This window comes from Isoptericola halotolerans, assembly GCF_045689585.1.
GTDB lineage: Bacteria > Actinomycetota > Actinomycetes > Actinomycetales > Cellulomonadaceae > Isoptericola > Isoptericola halotolerans_B.
Window position 1 is genome coordinate 308,445 of sequence record NZ_CP140108.1, and the last position, 17,238, is coordinate 325,682.

The 17,238-nt window shown below is 73.6% G+C and carries 20 protein-coding genes; 7 read left to right on the forward strand and 13 right to left on the reverse strand.

Annotated features, from left to right (window positions below; all coding sequences use genetic code 11):
- Nucleotides 1-771: a TlpA family protein disulfide reductase gene (locus tag UQW22_RS01460; RefSeq protein WP_407319063.1), complete on the reverse strand. Its 771-nt coding sequence runs from the start codon at nt 769-771 to the stop codon at nt 1-3.
- Nucleotides 771-1,415, reverse strand: coding sequence for a histidine phosphatase family protein (locus UQW22_RS01465; protein ID WP_407319064.1), 645 nt, complete (start codon nt 1,413-1,415; stop codon nt 771-773). Before UQW22_RS01465 ends, UQW22_RS01460 begins: the two co-directional genes overlap by 1 nt.
- A 203-nt stretch (nt 1,416-1,618) precedes the next feature.
- Between UQW22_RS01465 and UQW22_RS01470 the strand changes: the two genes are divergently transcribed.
- Entirely contained in the window at nt 1,619-2,170 is a 552-nt protein-coding gene (locus tag UQW22_RS01470; protein ID WP_407319065.1) for a YceI family protein, read from the forward strand.
- Nucleotides 2,171-2,302: 132 nt separating this feature from the next.
- On the opposite strand, the gene UQW22_RS01475 is transcribed toward UQW22_RS01470, so the two are convergent.
- Together UQW22_RS01475 and UQW22_RS01480 are read right to left on the reverse strand one after the other, a co-directional pair.
- Nucleotides 2,303-2,986 (reverse strand): redox-sensing transcriptional repressor Rex, encoded by a 684-nt coding sequence (locus tag UQW22_RS01475; RefSeq protein ID WP_407319066.1) that lies wholly within the window; start codon nt 2,984-2,986, stop codon nt 2,303-2,305.
- On the reverse strand, nt 2,983-3,267 hold the full coding sequence (locus UQW22_RS01480) for a glutaredoxin family protein (protein WP_407319067.1): 285 nt from the start codon (nt 3,265-3,267) through the stop codon (nt 2,983-2,985). The genes UQW22_RS01475 and UQW22_RS01480 overlap by 4 nt, the downstream gene beginning before the upstream one ends.
- A 35-nt stretch (nt 3,268-3,302) precedes the next feature.
- Here UQW22_RS01480 and UQW22_RS01485 point away from each other — a divergent pair, with 35 nt between their 5' ends.
- Nucleotides 3,303-4,118, forward strand: coding sequence for an HAD family hydrolase (locus UQW22_RS01485; RefSeq protein WP_407319068.1), 816 nt, complete (start codon nt 3,303-3,305; stop codon nt 4,116-4,118).
- Between the two features lie 76 nt (nt 4,119-4,194).
- Here the strand turns inward: UQW22_RS01485 and UQW22_RS01490 are convergent, their stop codons facing one another.
- Together UQW22_RS01490 and UQW22_RS01495 are read right to left on the reverse strand one after the other, a co-directional pair.
- Nucleotides 4,195-4,293, reverse strand: a complete 99-nt coding sequence (locus tag UQW22_RS01490) for a 30S ribosomal protein bS22 (protein ID WP_003792170.1) — start codon at nt 4,291-4,293, stop codon at nt 4,195-4,197.
- A gap of 155 nt (nt 4,294-4,448) precedes the next feature.
- On the reverse strand, nt 4,449-5,624 hold the full coding sequence (locus UQW22_RS01495) for an acetoin utilization protein AcuC (RefSeq protein ID WP_407319069.1): 1,176 nt from the start codon (nt 5,622-5,624) through the stop codon (nt 4,449-4,451).
- Between the two features lie 49 nt (nt 5,625-5,673).
- Here UQW22_RS01495 and UQW22_RS01500 point away from each other — a divergent pair, with 49 nt between their 5' ends.
- Nucleotides 5,674-7,092: a TrkH family potassium uptake protein gene (locus UQW22_RS01500; protein ID WP_407319070.1), complete on the forward strand. Its 1,419-nt coding sequence runs from the start codon at nt 5,674-5,676 to the stop codon at nt 7,090-7,092.
- A 188-nt stretch (nt 7,093-7,280) separates the two neighbouring features.
- Complete coding sequence (locus UQW22_RS01505; protein WP_407319071.1) at nt 7,281-7,952, forward strand: potassium channel family protein; 672 nt, start codon at nt 7,281-7,283, stop codon at nt 7,950-7,952.
- A gap of 34 nt (nt 7,953-7,986) precedes the next feature.
- Here UQW22_RS01505 and UQW22_RS01510 read toward each other — a convergent pair whose 3' ends face one another.
- The 5 genes from UQW22_RS01510 to UQW22_RS01530 are packed head-to-tail and all read right to left on the reverse strand — an operon-like array spanning nt 7,987 to nt 11,650.
- Nucleotides 7,987-8,703: an ABC transporter permease gene (locus tag UQW22_RS01510; protein ID WP_407319072.1), complete on the reverse strand. Its 717-nt coding sequence runs from the start codon at nt 8,701-8,703 to the stop codon at nt 7,987-7,989.
- Nucleotides 8,700-9,449: an ABC transporter ATP-binding protein gene (locus tag UQW22_RS01515; protein ID WP_407319073.1), complete on the reverse strand. Its 750-nt coding sequence runs from the start codon at nt 9,447-9,449 to the stop codon at nt 8,700-8,702. The genes UQW22_RS01510 and UQW22_RS01515 overlap by 4 nt, the downstream gene beginning before the upstream one ends.
- Before the next feature lie 41 nt (nt 9,450-9,490).
- On the reverse strand, nt 9,491-10,093 hold the full coding sequence (locus UQW22_RS01520; protein ID WP_407319074.1) for a TetR/AcrR family transcriptional regulator: 603 nt from the start codon (nt 10,091-10,093) through the stop codon (nt 9,491-9,493).
- Between the two features lie 5 nt (nt 10,094-10,098).
- Complete coding sequence (gene proC, locus UQW22_RS01525; protein ID WP_407319075.1) at nt 10,099-10,959, reverse strand: pyrroline-5-carboxylate reductase; 861 nt, start codon at nt 10,957-10,959, stop codon at nt 10,099-10,101.
- Nucleotides 10,960-10,987: 28 nt separating this feature from the next.
- The gene (locus tag UQW22_RS01530; RefSeq protein ID WP_407319076.1) at nt 10,988-11,650 is read right to left on the reverse strand and encodes a hypothetical protein; all 663 of its coding nucleotides are present in this window, start codon (nt 11,648-11,650) and stop codon (nt 10,988-10,990) included.
- 149 nt (nt 11,651-11,799) lie between these two features.
- Between UQW22_RS01530 and radA the strand changes: the two genes are divergently transcribed.
- Both radA and disA read left to right on the forward strand, forming a co-directional pair.
- Nucleotides 11,800-13,242, forward strand: coding sequence for a DNA repair protein RadA (radA, locus tag UQW22_RS01535; protein WP_407319077.1), 1,443 nt, complete (start codon nt 11,800-11,802; stop codon nt 13,240-13,242).
- A gap of 9 nt (nt 13,243-13,251) precedes the next feature.
- Entirely contained in the window at nt 13,252-14,337 is a 1,086-nt protein-coding gene (gene disA, locus UQW22_RS01540) for a DNA integrity scanning diadenylate cyclase DisA (RefSeq protein WP_407319078.1), read from the forward strand.
- 9 nt (nt 14,338-14,346) lie between these two features.
- Here the strand turns inward: disA and UQW22_RS01545 are convergent, their stop codons facing one another.
- The gene (locus UQW22_RS01545; protein WP_407319079.1) at nt 14,347-15,225 is read right to left on the reverse strand and encodes a hypothetical protein; all 879 of its coding nucleotides are present in this window, start codon (nt 15,223-15,225) and stop codon (nt 14,347-14,349) included.
- Between the two features lie 580 nt (nt 15,226-15,805).
- On the opposite strand from UQW22_RS01545, the gene UQW22_RS01550 reads away from it, so the two are divergent.
- Nucleotides 15,806-16,675 carry an A/G-specific adenine glycosylase gene (locus tag UQW22_RS01550; protein ID WP_407320695.1) on the forward strand — a complete coding sequence of 290 codons (870 nt, stop codon included), beginning with the start codon at nt 15,806-15,808 and terminating at the stop codon, nt 16,673-16,675.
- A 34-nt stretch (nt 16,676-16,709) separates the two neighbouring features.
- Here UQW22_RS01550 and UQW22_RS01555 read toward each other — a convergent pair whose 3' ends face one another.
- The gene (locus UQW22_RS01555; protein ID WP_407319080.1) at nt 16,710-17,222 is read right to left on the reverse strand and encodes an amino-acid N-acetyltransferase; all 513 of its coding nucleotides are present in this window, start codon (nt 17,220-17,222) and stop codon (nt 16,710-16,712) included.
- Between the last annotated feature and the right edge of the window lie 16 nt (nt 17,223-17,238).

Sequence of the window (17,238 nt, forward strand, 5' to 3'; positions counted from 1 at the left end):
TCAGCCGTCCTCGGAACTGGTCACCGCGGACACCTGCGCCTCTGCTCCGGCCGAGCGCCTCGTCCCTCGCCCCTCACCCTGCGCGACGTCTCCGCCGTCCTCGGAACTGGTCACCGCGGACACCTGCGCCTCTGCTCCGGCCGAGTGCCTCGTCCCTCGCCCCTCACCCTGCGCGACGTCTCCGCCGTCCTCGGAGAGCACGACGTCGACGATCCCGTCGAGGGTGGAGCCGGCGACCTGTCCGACGACGCGCGCGGCGACGCGTCCCTCGCCGTCGAGCACCACGGTGGACGGGACGGCCTGCAGCGGCACGACGCCGGACAGGCCGGCGACCACCTGTCCGCTGCGGTCCTCGATCGACGGGTAGCCCACGTCGAACGTGCGCTGGAAGGCCAGGGCGGTGCCGGCGTCGTCCTCGGTGTTGATGCCGAGCAGGTGCAAACCGTCGTCGGCGCGGTCCTCGGCGAGCGCCACCAGGTCGGGCGCCTCAGCGCGGCACGGCGCGCACCCCGCGTACCAGGTGTTGAGCACGACGACGTCGCCGCTCCAGTCGGCGGTGGAGATCTCGTCCCCCTCGAACGACGTGCCCTCGACGACGACGGCGTCGCCGCGCTCGTCGGGTTCCCACTGCTGGACCGAGCCGTCGCCCGAGACGAAGCCCTGCCCGACGACGTCGCCCGCCCCGGAGTCTGCCGGCCCGCACGCGGCGAGCAGCCCGAGGGAGGCTGCCAGGGCGATCGCCCGGACGCGGGACCGGGTGGCGCGACCCATCAGGCGCCCGGCACGGGGTCGGCACCGGCGAGCAGGTCGTCGGCGGGCTCGCAGTAGTGCAGACCGGCGAACCGGTCGTCGTCGAACGTCAGGGACGTCAGCGAGGCGAGGGCGCACTCGCGGCGACGCGGGTCGTGCGCGAGCCGGCGCCCCTCGAAGGCCCGCCGCGTCACCCAGACGGGGAGCTGGTGGCTGACCAGCACGACCTCGTGGCCGGCATAGGTGCGGCGCGCGTCGTCGACGGCGGCCCGCATCCGGGCGACCTGCGCGGCGTAGCTCTCGCCCCAGGACGGCCGCAGCGGGTTCCACAGGTACTTCCAGTACCGGGGGTGCGCGAGCTGTCCGGGACGCTTGCCGATCGTGGTGCCCTCGAAGCTGTTGCCGGCCTCGACGAGCCGGTCGTCGGTCGCGAGCTCGACGCCGAACACCGACGCGGTCGGCCGGGCTGTCTCCTGAGCACGCTGCAGGGGGCTGGCGACGACGGCGGCGACGTCACGTCCGCCGTCGGACAGGTGCTCCGCGACGCGCTCGGCCATCCGCCGGCCGCGGTCGGACAGGCGGTAGCCGGCGATGCGCCCGTACAGGACGCCGTCAGGGTTGTGGACCTCGCCGTGCCGCAGGAGATGGACGGTGGTGGTGGCCATGGCCCCCAGTGTCCCAGACCGGAGGGGTCCTCAGGTCCGGTCCAGGCTCGTCCCAGCCCCTCCGTGACGGGCCTCACGGTCGTGGGCGGTGGTCCCCCGGTCCGGGAATACCCGTTGACGACCGACTGTTCATGCATTTCGATGGAATCGCCCCGTGGGACGACCACATCGCCCACGACAGCCACTCACAAGGAGCATCACTCATGGCCACGCCGCTGCCCGCAGGTCTCAACTCCGGTACCTACGTCATCGACGCCGCGCACTCCACCGCGTCCTTCTCCGTCCGCCACGCGGGCATCTCCAAGGTCCGCGGCACCATCGGCATCGCCGCCGGCGAGATCACCGTCGGCGACGACCTCGAGACCACCTCGGTCTCCGCCGAGCTCGACGCCGCGTCGGTCAACACCGGCGACGAGAACCGCGACGGCCACCTCAAGAGCGCCGACTTCTGGCACGCCGAGGAGAACCCCGTGTGGTCCTTCGCCTCGAAGAGCATCGACAACGAGGGCGACGACTACGTCATCTCCGGCGACCTCACGATCAACGGCGTCACCAAGACGGTCGCGCTGCCGACCGAGTTCGCCGGCACCGCGAAGGACCCCTTCGGCAACGACCGCGCCGGGTTCGAGTCCGAGCTGGAGATCAACCGCAAGGACTTCGACCTCACCTGGAACGCCGCGCTCGAGACCGGTGGCCTCCTCGTCGGCGACAAGGTCAAGATCGCGCTCGACGTCTCCGCGATCGCCCAGGGCTGACCGGCGCGAGCCCGCTCCGACAGAACGCCAGAGCCGGGTGAGGGTTCTCAGGCACGGTCGTCCACCCCGAAGCGGAGGGCGCGCAGCGCCCGTGAACGCGACCGTGCACGAGAACCCTCACCCGGCGGAGCGTCAGCCGGCGGTCACCCCGTCCGCTCCTGCGGACGCGACGCCGTTGGCATGGCGTGCCGCGGCGTGGAACGCCAGGATCTGCAGCTCGCCCGCGACGTCCACGCTGCGCACGACGACGTCGTCGGGCACGTGGAGCGCGACCGGCGCGAACGACAGGATCTCGCGCACGCCCGCGCCCACCACACGCTCGGCGATCTCCTGCGCCGGGGGACCCGGCGTGGCGAGCACGACCATCGACACGTGCCGCTCGACGATGATGCGCTCGAGCCCGTCGACGTGCTCGACCTCGAGCCCGGCGGCCCGGCCGCCCACCACGGCAGGGTCCGCGTCCAGGAGAGCGACCACCTGGAACCCCCGCGCGGCGTACCCCGAGTAGTTCGCCAGCGCGTGCCCCAGGTTGCCGACGCCGACGATCGCCAGCCGGTGCTCGGACCCCAGGCCCAGGGCGGTGGCGATGTACGACGACAACGACTCGACGTCGTACCCCACCCCTCGTGTCCCGAACGACCCCAGGTAAGACAGGTCCTTGCGCAGCTGTGCCGACCCCACCCCCGACCGGTCCGCGAGGTCGGACGACGACGTCGTCGCCACCCCCTCGCGCATCAGGTCCCGCAGGGCGCGCAGGTAGTACGGCAGCCGCGCCACCGTCGCCGCGGGCACCGTCACCTCACCGATCTCGATCACGTGTTCTTCCCTCCCGGGGGCCGGGCCAGCCGCCGCGCCAATCGTGCCGCGTCGATCCGCCAGAACCCCTGCTGCACGCCGTCCACCTCGACGACGGGCACGTAGTCGCCGTACCGCTCCACCAGAGCGGGCTCGGCGTCGATGTCGATCTCCTGCCAGGTCTCGCCCATCTCGGCGCACACCGCGGCGACCACCGCCCGTGCCTCGTCGCACAGGTGGCAGTCCGCCCTGCTGTACACGACCACCCGGGACGCGTCTGGTCGGGTCGAGGTCCTGCTCACGAGCACAGCGTATCGGCGCTACTACAGTGGGCGACATGTCGTCTCATGCTGCGCCCACGGTCGGACCGACGGCAGCAGCCTTCTTCGACGTCGACAACACGATCATCCGGGGCGCCAGCGCCTTCCACCTGGCCAGGGCTCTGTACCAGCGCAAGTTCTTCGGGACCCGGGACCTGCTGCGCTTCGGCTGGATCCAGGCGAAGTACCTCGTGTTCGGCGAGTCGCGCTCCCAGATCGAGACCGTCCGCACGCGGGCGCTGTCCCTCATCGCCGGCCGGTCCGTCGCCGAGATCACCGCGGTCGGCGAGGAGGTGTACGACACCGTGCTGGAGCTGCGCATCTTCCCCGGCACCAAGCGCCTCCTCGACGAGCACCTCGCCGCCGGGGACGAGGTCTGGCTCGTCACCGCCACCCCCGTGGAGATCGGCGGGCTCATCGCCCGCCGGCTGGGCGCCACGGGCTGCCTCGGCACGATCGCCGAGCACTCCGACGGCTACTACACCGGCGCCCTCGTCGGCGACCTGATGCACGGCGAGGCCAAGGGGGCCGCCGTCCGCGAGCTCGCCGAGCGCGAGGGCCTCGACCTCGACGCGTCGTTCGCCTACGGCGACTCGCTCAACGACCTGCCGATGATGCGGTCGGTCGGTCACCCCTGCCCGATCAACCCCGACGCCCGCCTGCGCCGGCACGCCAAGGAGGTCGGCTGGCCCATCCGGGAGTTCCGCGGACGCAGCCAGCGGGTCGCGGGACGGGGGATGCGCACGGCCTCCTGGGCCGGCGCCGCCTGGGTGCTGGGCCTCGTGCTGCGCGCCGCCCAGCGCAGCGTGCGCCGGCGGCTTCGAGGACGCTGAGAGCACGCAAAGAGCCCGGCACCCCTGATCGGGGTCCGGGCTCGCTGCGCGCGGCCCGCCGTCGGCGGGCGCGGCGTCACTTCTTGTTGCGGCGCTGGTGGCGCGTCTTGCGAAGCAGCTTGCGGTGCTTCTTCTTCGCCATGCGCTTACGACGCTTCTTGATGACGGAGCCCATGAGGTCCTCACAATGCTGATCGGTGATGGAGGCCGGTTGGTCCCGACGATCCTGTGCCCGGTGTCCGTGCGAACGAACCCCGGGACCAAGCACTGCCGACCAACGCGAAAAAGTCCGTCCCCCAGAATACCCGACCCGAGCCGGTGCCTCGAACGTCAGTCGAGGAACGGGTCGAGGCCCAGGCCCGGGAAGACGTGCCGGCGGGTCGCCAGCACCGCGCGGTCCACCGCGTCCGAGGGGTCGTAGCCCTCGCTCCAGGACCGCCATGCCACCTCGCCGCGCCCGAGCGCCGTCGCGGGCACCAGCCCGGACATCTCCTCGGCGGCGGTACGCCACGTCGCGGGCAGCGGTGTGCCCGGCGAGATCGGGACGTGGGCCGCCTCGGCCACCAGTGCCGACCACACGAGCGGCACCACGTCGACGACGGCGTAGCCGCCCCCGCCCAGCGCGACCCACCGGCCGTCGCACAGCTCGTGCGCCAGCGCGTGCACCCACGAGGCCGCCTCCACCTGGGCGTCGATCCCCACGTTCAGGTCCGTCAGCGGGTCGTTGCCGTGCGCGTCCGTGCCGTGCTGCGACACGATCGCGTCCGGCCGGAACTCCCGCAGCACCAAGGGCACCACGGCGTCGACCGCCCGCAGCCAGCGCGCCGAGTCGGTACGGGGCGGCACGGCGACGTTCACGGCCGAGCACTCCGCGCCGGGGCCACCGGTGTCCGCGGGGTTGCCCGTGCCCGGGAAGAGGGTGTGGCCGTCCTGGTGGACCGACACCGTCAGCACGCGAGGGTCGTCCCAGAAGATCGACTCGACCCCGTCGCCGTGGTGGGCGTCCAGGTCGACGTACGCCACCCGCTCGGCACCCAGGTCGAGCAGCCGCTGCACCGCGGCCGCGGCGTCGTTGTAGACGCAGAACCCCGAGGCGGCACCCCGTCGGGCGTGGTGCATCCCGCCGGCGACGTTGACCGCGTGCTGCACCTCGCCCGTCCACACCGCCTCGGCGGCCGCCACCGACGCGCTGACGAGCCGGGAGGCGGACTCGTGCATCGAGGCGAAGATGGGGTCGTCCTCGGTGCCGAGGCCGCGCGCCAGGTCCGGTTCGCCGGTCCGCGCCGCGTGCTGCACCGCGGCGATGTACTCCGCGTCGTGCACCGTGCGGACCAGCGCGTCGCTGCTCGGAGGGATCGACGCCAGGCCGAGCCCGGGCTGGTCCAGCAGACCGAACGCCGTGACGAGCCGCAGGGTGAGGTCGAGCCGGGCCGGCGCCATCGGGTGCCCCGGGCCGAAGTCGTAGGTCAGGAGCTCGGGGCTCCACAGCAGCCGGGCGACGGACATCCCGCCACGGTAGCCGAACCCGTGGCAGGCTGGGCCAGACGCCTGGCGGATGAGACGACGGAGGAACCGGTCGGTGGCGACGAGGTGGCGGGACCGCGGTGCGACGCTCCGGGAGTGGACGGACCGCACGGCCCGGGAGTACCCGGCGCGCCTGGCGATGACCGTCTTCGGCGCGGTCATCGTCGTCTTCACCCTCCTGCTGCTGCCTCCGTGGGCCACGGGGTCCGGCGAGGGGGCACGCTTCGTCGACGCGCTGTTCACCGCCGTCTCGGCGGTGTGCGTGACCGGGCTCGTCGTGGTGGACACCGGCTCCTACTGGTCCGAGTACGGGCACGCCGTCATCCTTGCCGGGATCAAGATCGGCGGGCTCGGGGTGATGACCCTCGCCTCCCTGCTCGGCATGGCCGTCTCGCGGCGCATCGGTCTCACCCAGAAGCTGCTGACGGCCTCCGAGGCCAAGGTGCGCACCAGCAGCCTGGGCGAGGTCGGCTACCTCATCCGGCTCATCGTCGTGGTCTCGGTGAGCATCGAGGCGGCGGTCGCGGCGATCCTGCTGCCCCGCTTCCTGGCACTGGGCGAGAGCTTCGGCTCGGCGCTGTGGCACGCCGTCTTCTACGGCGTCTCAGCGTTCAACAACGCGGGCTTCGTGCCGACCACCGAGGGCCTGATGCCGTACACCTCGGACTGGCTCGTCGTCGTCCCGATCGGTCTGGGGGTGTTCGTCGGGGCGCTGGGCTTCCCGGTGATGGCGAACGTCCTGCAGGCGCGCCGGTACGGCCGGCGCTGGTACCGCCACCTCTCCCTGCACACGAAGCTGACCGTGAGCACGAGCGTCGCGCTGTTCGTGGCGGGCTTCGTGGCCATCGGCGCGATGGAGTGGACCAACCCTCGGACCTTCGGCGGGCAAGACGTGCCGACGAAGCTCCTGTCGGCGGCGTTCGCGTCGGTCATGCCGCGGTCGGGCGGGTTCAGCACGGTCGACACCGGCGAGATGAACGGGGAGTCGTGGCTGGTGATGGACGCCCTGATGTTCGTGGGGGGCGGGTCGGCGTCGACGGCGGGCGGCATCAAGGTGACCACCCTGGCGGTCATGCTCCTCGCGATCCTCGCGGAGGCCCGCGGCGACCGGGACATCGACGTGTTCGGCCGACGGATCCCGCGCGACACGTTGCGGCTGTCCATCGCGGTGGTGTTCATCGGCGCGACGATGGTGCTCGCCTCCTGCATCGCCCTGCTCAGCATCACGGACTTCTCGCTGTCGGAGATCCTGTTCGAGGTCATCTCGGCGTTCGCCACCGTGGGGCTGTCCACCGGCGTCACCGGGGACCTGCCGGACGGCGGCAAGTACGTGCTGTGCGCGCTGATGTACCTCGGCCGCGTGGGGACCATCTCCGTCCTCGGCGCGATCGCGCTGCGTGACCGGCGGCGCGTCGTACGCTTCCCCGAGGAGCGCCCGGTCATCGGGTGAGACGGAGGTGCAGCGAAGCAAACCGCAGGCTCACCCGACGAACAACACCGGGTGAGACGGAGGTGCAGCGAAGCAAACCGCAGGCTCACCCGACGAACAACACCGGGTGAGACGGAGGTGCAGCGAAGCAAACCGCAGGCTCACCCGACACCCGAGCAGACCGCTGAGACGAGCTGGAGGAGCAACACGTGGCTGAGAAGAAGGCGTCCGAGCGGGACGCCGGTGTGCTCGTGATCGGGCTGGGCCGGTTCGGCTCGGCGATCGCGACGACGCTGGACCGGCTGGGCCAGGACGTGCTCGCCGTGGAGACCGACGACCGGCTCGTCGCGCAATGGTCGGGTCGGCTCCCGGTGGTGGAGGCCGACGCGTCGAACCCGGAGGCGCTGGAGCAGCTCGGCGCGAGGGACTTCGGCGTAGTGGTCGTCGGGGTCGGGACGCAGCTCGAGGCGTCGGTGCTCATCACGGGCAACCTGGTGGACCTCGGCACGCCGCAGATCTGGGCGAAGGCGATCTCCGCCGAGCACGGTCGCATCCTGACGCGCATCGGGGCGCACCACGTCGTCTTCCCGGAGTCCGACGCGGGTTCGCGGGTGGCGCACCTGGTCAGCGGCAAGATGCTGGACTACATCGAGGTGGAGGACGGGTTCACGATCGTCAAGATGCGCCCGCCCCGCGAGATGCAGGGGTTCACGCTCGCACAGTCCGACATCCGCAAGAAGTACGGGGTGACGGTGATCGGGGTGAAGTCACCGGGAATCGACTTCGCCTACGCGACGCCGGAGACGCGCGTCAGCGCGAACGACCTGCTGGTGTGCTCGGGGCACGCGGACCTGCTGGAGCGGTTCTCGGCGAGGCCTTGACGCCCTCGCCGAGCGTCGGCGTCGGGCGGGAACCTCACGGGGTCCGACGGCGCAGGGTGACGACGCCGAGGGCGACGGCCCCGACGATGAACGCGACGGTGACCCCCACCGCGCCGGCGACGTCGGCCCACCCGGCACCGGCGGCGACCTGCTGCATGGCGTCGACGGCGTAGGTGAGCGGGAACGCGCGGGAGATCCACTCGAGGACCTCGGGCATCTGGTCGCGCGGCATGAGCAGGCCGCAGACGATGAGCTGCGGGAAGATCAGGGCGGGCATCATCTGGACGGCCTGGAACTCGGTGCGGGCGAGGGCGGAGGCGGCGAGGCCCAGGCACGACCCCAGGACGGCGTTGAGCAGCGCGACGAGGACCACGAGCCAGACCGGGCCGGCGACCTCCATGCCGACGACGAGCGCGAAGCCGACCACGACGAGCGCCTGCAGCAGCGCCAGCGCGCCGAACGCCAGCGCGTAGCCGCCGACGAGGTCCCCCTGGCGCACGGGGGTCGTCATGAGGCGTTCCAGCGTGCCGGACTGCCGTTCGCGCAGCGTGGCGACGCTGGTGACGAGGAACATGACGATGAGCGGGAAGATCCCGACCAGCAGGGGCCCGAACTGGTCGAGGACGGGAGTGCCGTCGAACATCCAGGCGATCAGCCCGAGCAGCAGGCAGGGCAGCGCGAGGATGAGGGCGACGGTGCGGTGGTCGCGGCGCAGCTGGGCGAGCACCCGTCCGGCGGTGACGAGCATCATCGGGACTCCTGGGTCGAGCGGTCGACGAGCGCGAGGAACGCCCGTTCGGCGTCGGGGGCCCCGGTGGTGGCGAGCAGCTCGTCCGGGGTCGTGTCGGCGACGAGCGTCCCGGCACGCAGGAGCAGCAGCCGGTCGCACCGCGTGGCCTCGTCCATGACGTGGCTCGACACCAGCAGAGTGCGACCCTCGGCGGCGAGCGCCCGGAAGGTGGCCCACAGGTCGCGGCGCAGCACGGGGTCGAGCCCCACGGTCGGTTCGTCGAGGACGAGCACCTCGGGGTCCCCGACGAGCGCGGCGGCGAGGGACACGCGGGAGCGTTCCCCACCGGACAGGGTGCCCACGGCCTGGTCCTCGTGGCCGGCGAGGTCGACGGTGTCGACGGCGCCCGCGACGGCCTTCTCGGCGCCCGACGCCGGCACACCTGCCAGCCGGGCGAAGTACCGCAGGTTCTGGGCGACGGTGAGGTCGGTGTAGACGGACGCGGCCTGCGTGACGTAGCCGACGCGGCGTCGCAGCCCCGCGGCGCCGGCCGGTTCGCCGAGGACGGTCACCTCACCGGTGACGTGGTCCTGGACGCCGACGACGGCACGCAGGAGCGTGGTCTTGCCGGAGCCGGAGGGGCCCAGCAGGCCGGCGACCTGCCCGGTGGGGACCTCCAGGTCGAGGGCGCCGAGCACCTGGCGACCGCCCCGCTCGACGCCCAGCCCACGGGTCCGTACCGCCGGGCCCGACCACCTTTTCTCCATGTGGTGAATTCTGCTCCTCGTGGAGCTGCCGCGCAAGGGGCTCAGCCCAGGTCGCCCGTCAGATACCGCTGGACGGTGGGGCCCACGAGCCGGGCGACCTCGTCGGCAGGCATCGAGGCCAGCGGGTCGATCGGTACCAGGTACCGGGTCAGCAGCATCCCGGCGACCTGCGAGGCGACCAGGGAGCTGCGCCGTCGTGCGTCGGAGACGCCGAGCCGCTCCACGATCGGGCCGAGCACCGCGGAGCCCAGGAAGCCGGGCAGCAGGGCGCGCAGCCCTGGGTCCGCCATCACCGCCGGCATCACGAGCCGGACCGTCGCGCCACCGTCGCCGTCCCACAGCCCCAGGACGCCCCGCACCAGCCGCTCCCCCAGCTCGTCGACCGGGCCGCTGAGCGCGCCCTGCACCATCGCCGCCGGGTCGACGGGCGAGATGCCCAGGACGGCCGTCAGCAGCTCCCGCTTGCCGGCGAACCAGTGCCGCACCGTGCCGGGGTCCACGCCCGCGCGCCGCGCGACGCCCCGGACCGAGGCGGCGTCGTAGCCCCGCTCGAGGAACTCCGCACGGGCCGCGTCGAGCACGAGCGCGCGCGTCCCCTGACCGGCGGGCCGCCGACCACGCCGCGACGTCGCTCCGTCCGCCACCGGGCTCAGCCTCGGGGCGTCGGCCGAGCCTGCGGCTCCGTCCCGAGCTCTTCGCCGAGCTCGCGCGAGCGGTCCCGCGCGGCCTCGATCGCCGTGAGGAACGCGGCTCGCACGCCGCCGTCGTCGAGGCGCTTCAGCGCCTGGATGGTGGTGCCACCGGGCGAGGAGACCTTCTCGCGCAGGATCGCCGGGTGCTCGCCGGTCTCGGCGAGCAGCCGGCCCGAGCCGAGCACCGTCTGCACCGCCAGCCGGCGGGCGACGTCCCGGGCGAGCCCCAGGAGGACCCCGGCCTCGGCCATCGCGTCGACCACGTAGAACACGTAGGCGGGCCCCGACCCGGCGACCGCGCCGAACGCGTCGATCTCCTTCTCGGTGATCCGGAGCGTCTCCCCGGTGCCGCCGAGCAGGGCCTCGACCAGCGCGACGTCCGCGTCCGCGACCGTGGGGCCCGCGACGACGGCGGTCACCCCGGCACCCACCTGCGCGGGCGTGTTGGGCATGGTCCGCACCACCGGTTGTCCCGCGGGCAGGTGGCGGGCGTAGACCGACAGCGGCAGACCGACGGCGACGCTCACCACGACGGCGTCCGCAGCGAGGGAGCCCGCCACGGCGTCGAGCATCGCGGCGACGTCCTTCGGCTTGACGCCGACGACGACGACCTTCGCCCCGGCGACGGCCTCGGCGTTGTCGGTCGTCGTCCCGACGCCGTACCGGTCGGCGAGCTCGGCACCGCGTTCCGGCCGACGCACGGTGGCGACGACGTCCGACGGCGCGAGGCCCGACGTCAGCGCTCCGGCGAGGACCGCCTCGGCCATGTTCCCGGTGCCGAGGAAGGCGACCCTCGTGCCGGCGATCTGCGTGGTCATCTGGTCTCTCTCCTGTGACGGGGGCGCCCTACAGCGGGAACGCCCGGTAGAAGTCCTGGACGAGCTGGTCGGGACCGGTCGCCTGGAGCACGACCGTGCCGTTGCGCCAGGTCACCACGGCCTCGCCCGCGGTGGCGCCCGGCGTGACGACGTACGGACCGACGGTCTCGCCGTCGACGGTGACGTCGCCCTCCGCGACGGGGGCGCCGGCGGCCTCCAGGAGCGCGGAGTGCACCTCGGCGGCAGGTTCCGCCTCGACCCACTGGCCGACCACCAGCGCCACCTGCTCACCGCCGTCGGAGCCGTCGCCGTAGGTCACGTCCCACGCCTCGATCGCGTCGGCGCCCTCGACCCAGTCGCTCTCGGCGACGTCGAGCCGGACGAGCTGCAGCACGTCGTCGGGCAGGGCGGCGAGGAGCTCGGTGGCGTCCTCGGGCAGGTCCGCGGGCTCGGCCGTCGGCGTGGGCGGGGCGGCGGTCACGGTGGTGTCTGGCTGCGGGTCCGTGTCCTGGCGGGCGAACCCTGGCCACACGAACGCGGTGACCAGGGCGACGGCCGCGATCACCACGAGTGCCACGACGAGCCCGACCTTGCGGCGGCGGACGGCGGCGGCCCGCGACTTCTTCTGGTGCACCTTGTTCCCCGGGGTCCGGAATCCCGGGGACATGTACCCGGGCCTCTGGTCGACCATCGACGTCCTCCTGCTCTCCCCTCGCGCGGCGCTGCCGACGAGGTGTCGCGCAGCAGCCTACGGCCTGGCGTCCGCGCCGGCACCGGTCCCGGCACCGGTGTCGGGGCCGGGCTCCGTCCGGTGTCGGTGCCGACACCTAGCGTTGCCCCGTGAGCACCACCACCTCCGCGCGCTCGCGCGCCAAGTCCTCCCGTCCGGCGTTCCGCTGCAGCGAGTGCGGCTGGACCACCGCGAAGTGGGTGGGCCGGTGCGGGGAGTGCCAGGAGTGGGGCACCGTCGCCGAGGAGGGTCCGGCCTCGGCAGGGCCCCGCACGACGGCGGTCAACCCGGTGCGCTCGGCCGCCCGGCCGATCGCGGAGATCGACGTCGACTCCGCCCGGGCGACCCCGACCGGCGTCGAGGAGCTCGACCGGGTCCTGGGCGGCGGCCTCGTGCCCGGGGCCGTGGTCCTGCTCGCGGGCGAGCCGGGCGTGGGCAAGTCCACGCTGCTGCTCTCGGTCGCCTCGAACGCGGCGCGGGGGGCCGACGGCGTGGCCCGCCCCGTGCTGTACGTGACGGGCGAGGAGTCGGCCGGACAGGTCCGGCTGCGGGCCGAGCGCATCGGCGCGCTGGCGGACACGCTCCTGCTGGCGGCCGAGACCGACCTGGCCACGGTGCTCGGGCACCTGGAGGCCGCCGACCCCGCGCTGCTCGTGGTCGACTCGGTGCAGACGATCGCCTCGGCGGAGGTCGACGGCGCGCCCGGCGGCGTCAGCCAGGTGCGCGAGGTCGCGGGCGCCCTCATCGCGGCCGCCAAGGCCCGCCAGGTGCCGGTGCTCCTCGTCGGGCACGTCACCAAGGACGGCACGGTGGCGGGACCGCGCACGCTCGAGCACCTGGTCGACGTGGTGTGCCAGTTCGAGGGCGACCGCCACTCGCGGCTCCGGATGGTGCGGGCGGTCAAGAACCGGTTCGGCCCTACGGACGAGGTCGGCTGCTTCGACCTGTCGGAGTCGGGGATCGTGGGGCTCAGCGACCCCAGCGGGCTCTTCCTGTCGCACCTGGGCGCGGGCGTGCCGGGCACCTGCGTCACGGTGACGCTCGAGGGCCGCCGTCCGCTGGCCCTGGAGATCCAGTCGCTCGTGGCGCCGTCACCGCTGGCCAACCCGCGGCGGGCGACGAGCGGGGTCGAGTCCCAGCGGCTCGCCATGATCCTCGCGGTGCTGCACCGGCACGCCGGCCTGCGGCTCGCGGACTCCGACGTCTACGCCTCGACCATCGGCGGCGCCCGGGTCACGGAGCCGGCGGCGGACCTCGCCACCGCGCTGGCCATCGTCTCGGCGCGCACCGGGGACGCCCTGCCGGCCGGGACGGTCGCCGTCGGTGAGGTCGGGCTCGCGGGCGACATCCGGCCGGTGACCGGGCTGGAGCGGCGACTGACCGAGGCCGCGCGGCTGGGGTTCAGCCGCGCCGTCGTACCGGCCGGCACCTCCGTGAAGGCACCTGTCGGTCTCCGGCTGGCCGAGGCACGGCACATCGCCGAGGCGGTCGAGCTCGCGGCGCAGGGCGACACCACGCGGACAACCCGTCCCCGGGAGGACAGTCCGTCGTAGAATGCGCAGGTGGTTCCCTCCAACGCGCACCCCGACGCCCTGCTGCGGGAGACCCTTGCCGCGGTCGCCCCCGGCACCGAGCTGCGGGACGGCCTCGAACGCATCCTGCGGGGCCGCACCGGCGCACTGATCGTCCTGGGTCTGGACAAGACCGTCGAGGAGATCTGCTCCGGCGGGTTCGTGCTCGACGTCGAGTTCTCTGCGACCCGGCTGCGCGAGCTGTCCAAGATGGACGGCGCCGTCGTCCTCGACCGGGACTCCACCCGTATCCGGCGCGCCGCCGTCCAGCTCCTGCCCGACCCGACGATCGAGACGAGCGAGTCCGGCACCCGGCACCGCACCGCCGAGCGCGTCGCGAAGCAGACCGGCCTGCCGATCGTCTCGGTCAGCCAGTCGATGCGGATCGTGGCGATCTACATCGGCGGCATGCGGCACGTCCTGGAGGACTCCGACACGATCCTCGGGCGTGCCAACCAGGCCCTGGCCACCCTGGAGCGGTACCGCTCACGCCTCGACGAGGTCTCCGGGACCCTCTCCGCCCTCGAGATCGAGGACCTCGTCACGATCCGCGACGTCTGCGCGGTCGTCCAGCGCCTGGAGATGGTGCGCCGGATCTCCGACGAGATCGACGGCTACGTCGTCGAGCTCGGCACCGACGGCCGGCTGCTGCGGCTCCAGCTCGACGAGCTCCTCGGCGGGATCGGCGCCGACCGCGACTTCGTCGTGCGCGACTACGTCGACGTGGACCGTCCGGGCCGCACCATCCAGGACGTCCACGCCGACCTCGCGGCGCTCGACTCGGCGCAGCTCCTCGACCTGTCGCAGATCGGCCGCGTGCTCGACCTGCCCGGTGGCGGCGTCGCCCTCGACGCGGCGGTGGCTCCCCACGGCTACCGGCTCCTGTCGAAGGTGCCCCGGCTGCCCACGTCGATCATCGACCGGCTGGTCGCCCACTTCGGCGGGCTGCAGAAGCTCCTCGCCGCGAGCGCCGAGGACCTCATGGGCGTCGACGGCGTCGGTGACCAGCGGGCCCGTGCCGTCCGCGAGGGGCTGTCCCGGCTGGCCGAGTCCAGCATCCTCGAACGCTACGTGTAGGGCTCAGTCCTACTTCTCGTCGTCCCCGGCCGGCGGGTCCTTCGTCTCGCCCGAGTCACCGCGGTCGCCGTCCGTGTCCGCGGCGTCCTGCGAGGCGTCGTCCTCACCCTCGCCAGTCGCCGTGTCCTCGGCGTCGGCCGACCTCTCGGCCTCCGCCGACTTCTCCGGCTCGGGAGCCGGCGGCTCGGCGACGGTGATCGACGCCGGGTCGCCGGCCGCGTCGGGGACGTCCGCCAGGGTCATCGTGGCCACGTAGTCCCCCGCCGGGACCCGCTCCCGCTTGCCCTCGCAGCCCGGCGACGACGACGACCCGCTCCACCGCACGGTCCGGTCCCAGGACTGCCCCACGCCGAGCAGGAGGTCGTCCCCGCCGGTGCTCCCGCAGTCGGCGGACGACCAGACGCGCTCACCCTCGGCGTCGGTCACCACTAGCTGCATGCTGGAACCCCGTCCGTCCAGCAGGCAGGGCATCCGCCCGTCGTTCGTGACGCGCAGCGTGTACGACAGCACGTCGCCGGACGTGAGCGTGCCCGTGCCCGGGGTGACGTCCAGGACGACGGCGCTCGGCAGGCAGGTCTCGGCGGGGCCGAACAGGTCGATCGGCTCGGGCGGCGTCGCCTTGTCGGCGCTCAGGTCGGGGCGCGGCTCGGGCCACGCGTCCCGGACGACGTCGACGGCCCGGCCGATCCCGTACCCGCTCGCGGTGCCGAGCCCGACGAGCAGCCCGACGCCGAGCAGGACGAGCAGCGTCCCGTTGCGCAGCGCACGACGACGGCGCAGCTCACGCGCCGTCGGCTTCTTGGGCCGGGGCCGCGGTGCGGTGCGCGCGGACGGCTTGGCACGCGGGCGCGGCGTCGCGCCGGGGGCGACCAGCCCGTTCGTCGTCACCTTGCGCCCGGAGCGGGCTGCCGCAGGCTTGCGCGGCGCGGGGCCGGTCCGGCCACGAGCGCCGCGGGAGCTCGCCGAGCCGCTCGTGGCCGAGGCCGGTCGCTGGCCGCCGGACTTCTTCGCCGCCGGCCGCTGCCCCGACCGCCGGCCGGCCGAGGACGACTTCTTCGCGGCGGACGTCCTCGAGGCCGACCCGGACGCCGGCTTCTTCCTGGTCGATCCCTTGGCGGTCGACGCCTTCCCGGTAGCCGACCCCTTGGCCGCCGGCTTGCGGGGCGGAGACTTCTTCGCGGCCGTGCCGCTCGTACCTCGGGACGACGACGAGCGGGACGACGTCGAACGGGAGGCAGACGACCGCGACGACCCGCCGGAGCCGCCCGACGCCGAGCGCGCCGACGGCGTCGTCCGTCGTCCGCGAGAGGGGTCGCTCCGACCCCGGTCCTTCGCTGCCGCCACTGCGCCCCTGCCTCCTGACACGTCGTTCCGCGGCAACGCTACGTCGTCGCGCGCGCTCCTCCACGAAGCCGCGCCGCGGTACCGGCGGGATCACCCGGAGGCCGGGACCAGGCACAATGGCGCCGTGCAGGAACTGGTCGAGCGGGTCACCGCGTGGTACGAGGACGCCGCCCGGGACCTGCCGTGGCGGGCCACCGACCGCACGCCGTGGGGCGTGCTGGTGAGCGAGGTGATGCTCCAGCAGACGCCCGTCGTGCGGGTCGAACCCGTGTGGCGGGAGTGGATGGAGCGCTGGCCCACGCCCGCCGACCTCGCGGCGGCCCCGACGGCCGACGTGCTGCGGGCGTGGGGGCGCCTCGGGTACCCCCGCCGAGCGCTGCGGCTCGCGGACTGCGCCCGGGCGGTCGTGGAAGGGCACGACGGCCTCGTGCCGTCGGACGAGGTCTCGTTGCTCGCGCTGCCGGGCGTCGGGGAGTACACGGCCGCGGCGGTGCGGGCGTTCGCCTTCGGGCGCCGTGCCGTCGTCGTCGACACGAACGTACGCCGGGTGCAGGCCCGGGCCGTCACCGGCGTCGCGCTGCCCGCGCCGTCGTACACGGCGGCCGAACGCCGTCTCGCCACCTCGCTGGCGCCGGACGACGACGCGACGGCGTCAGCCTGGGCCGCCGCCTCGATGGAGCTCGGCGCGCTGGTGTGCACCGCCCGCGCGCCGCGGTGCGAGGCCTGCCCGCTGCGGTCGACCTGCGCCTGGCGCCTCGCCGGGTTCCCCGCGGACGAGCACGCCGCCCGACGGCGGACCCAGGCCTGGGAGGGCACCGACCGGCAGGTGCGCGGTCGCGTCATGGCCGCGCTGCGGGGTGCCGACGTACCCGTGCCCCGGGCGTTGCTCACCGACGCCGGCCCGCCGGCCCAGCTCGACCGGTGCCTCGCCGGGCTCGTCGAGGACGGTCTGGCCGAGACCGACGACGCCGGCCGCTACCTGCTGCCGGTGTGACGGCGCGCCGGGACCGTCCGCTCGGGCTCAGAGCTCACAGCTCGAGCAGCATCCGCGTGTTGCCCAGGGTGTTCGGCTTGACGCGGGCGAGGTCGAGGAACTCCGCGACGCCGTCGTCGTGGGACCGCAGCAGCTCGGCGTAGACGTCGTGCGTGACGGGGGTGCCGTCGATCTCCTCGAAGCCGTGCGCCGCGAAGAAGTCGACCTCGAACGTCAGGCAGAACAAGCGGCGCAGGCCCATGCCGCGCGCCCGGCCGATCAGCTCGGTGACCAGTGCGTGACCGACGCCGCGACCGGTCCAGGCCGGGTCGACGGCCAGGGTCCGGATCTCGGCGACGTCCTCCCACATGACGTGCAGCGCACCGCAGCCCACCACGCCGTCGTCGGGGCCGGCGTCGGCCACCACGAACTCCTGGACGGCCTCGTAGTAGCCGACCATCTCCTTGGCGAGCAGGATCCGCTCGGCGGCGTACGGCTCGACGAGGTCCCGCACGACGCGGACGTCGGCCGGGAGGGCCGGGCGGACGGAGAAGCTCGCAGCGGGCACGTCGCCACTGTAGGAC

What these genes read in the sequence shown, in the direction of transcription:
- UQW22_RS01460 (WP_407319063.1), bottom strand. Translation starts at nt 771, where the DNA reads ATGGGTCGCGCCACCCGGTCCCGCGTCCGGGCGATCGCCCTGGCAGCC.
- UQW22_RS01465 (WP_407319064.1), bottom strand. Translation starts at nt 1,415, where the DNA reads ATGGCCACCACCACCGTCCATCTCCTGCGGCACGGCGAGGTCCACAAC.
- UQW22_RS01470 (WP_407319065.1), top strand. Translation starts at nt 1,619, where the DNA reads ATGGCCACGCCGCTGCCCGCAGGTCTCAACTCCGGTACCTACGTCATC.
- UQW22_RS01485 (WP_407319068.1), top strand. Translation starts at nt 3,303, where the DNA reads ATGTCGTCTCATGCTGCGCCCACGGTCGGACCGACGGCAGCAGCCTTC.
- UQW22_RS01490 (WP_003792170.1), bottom strand. Translation starts at nt 4,293, where the DNA reads ATGGGCTCCGTCATCAAGAAGCGTCGTAAGCGCATGGCGAAGAAGAAG.
- UQW22_RS01495 (WP_407319069.1), bottom strand. Translation starts at nt 5,624, where the DNA reads ATGTCCGTCGCCCGGCTGCTGTGGAGCCCCGAGCTCCTGACCTACGAC.
- UQW22_RS01500 (WP_407319070.1), top strand. Translation starts at nt 5,674, where the DNA reads ATGAGACGACGGAGGAACCGGTCGGTGGCGACGAGGTGGCGGGACCGC.
- UQW22_RS01510 (WP_407319072.1), bottom strand. Translation starts at nt 8,703, where the DNA reads ATGATGCTCGTCACCGCCGGACGGGTGCTCGCCCAGCTGCGCCGCGAC.
- UQW22_RS01515 (WP_407319073.1), bottom strand. Translation starts at nt 9,449, where the DNA reads ATGGAGAAAAGGTGGTCGGGCCCGGCGGTACGGACCCGTGGGCTGGGC.
- proC (WP_407319075.1), bottom strand. Translation starts at nt 10,959, where the DNA reads ATGACCACGCAGATCGCCGGCACGAGGGTCGCCTTCCTCGGCACCGGG.
- UQW22_RS01530 (WP_407319076.1), bottom strand. Translation starts at nt 11,650, where the DNA reads ATGGTCGACCAGAGGCCCGGGTACATGTCCCCGGGATTCCGGACCCCG.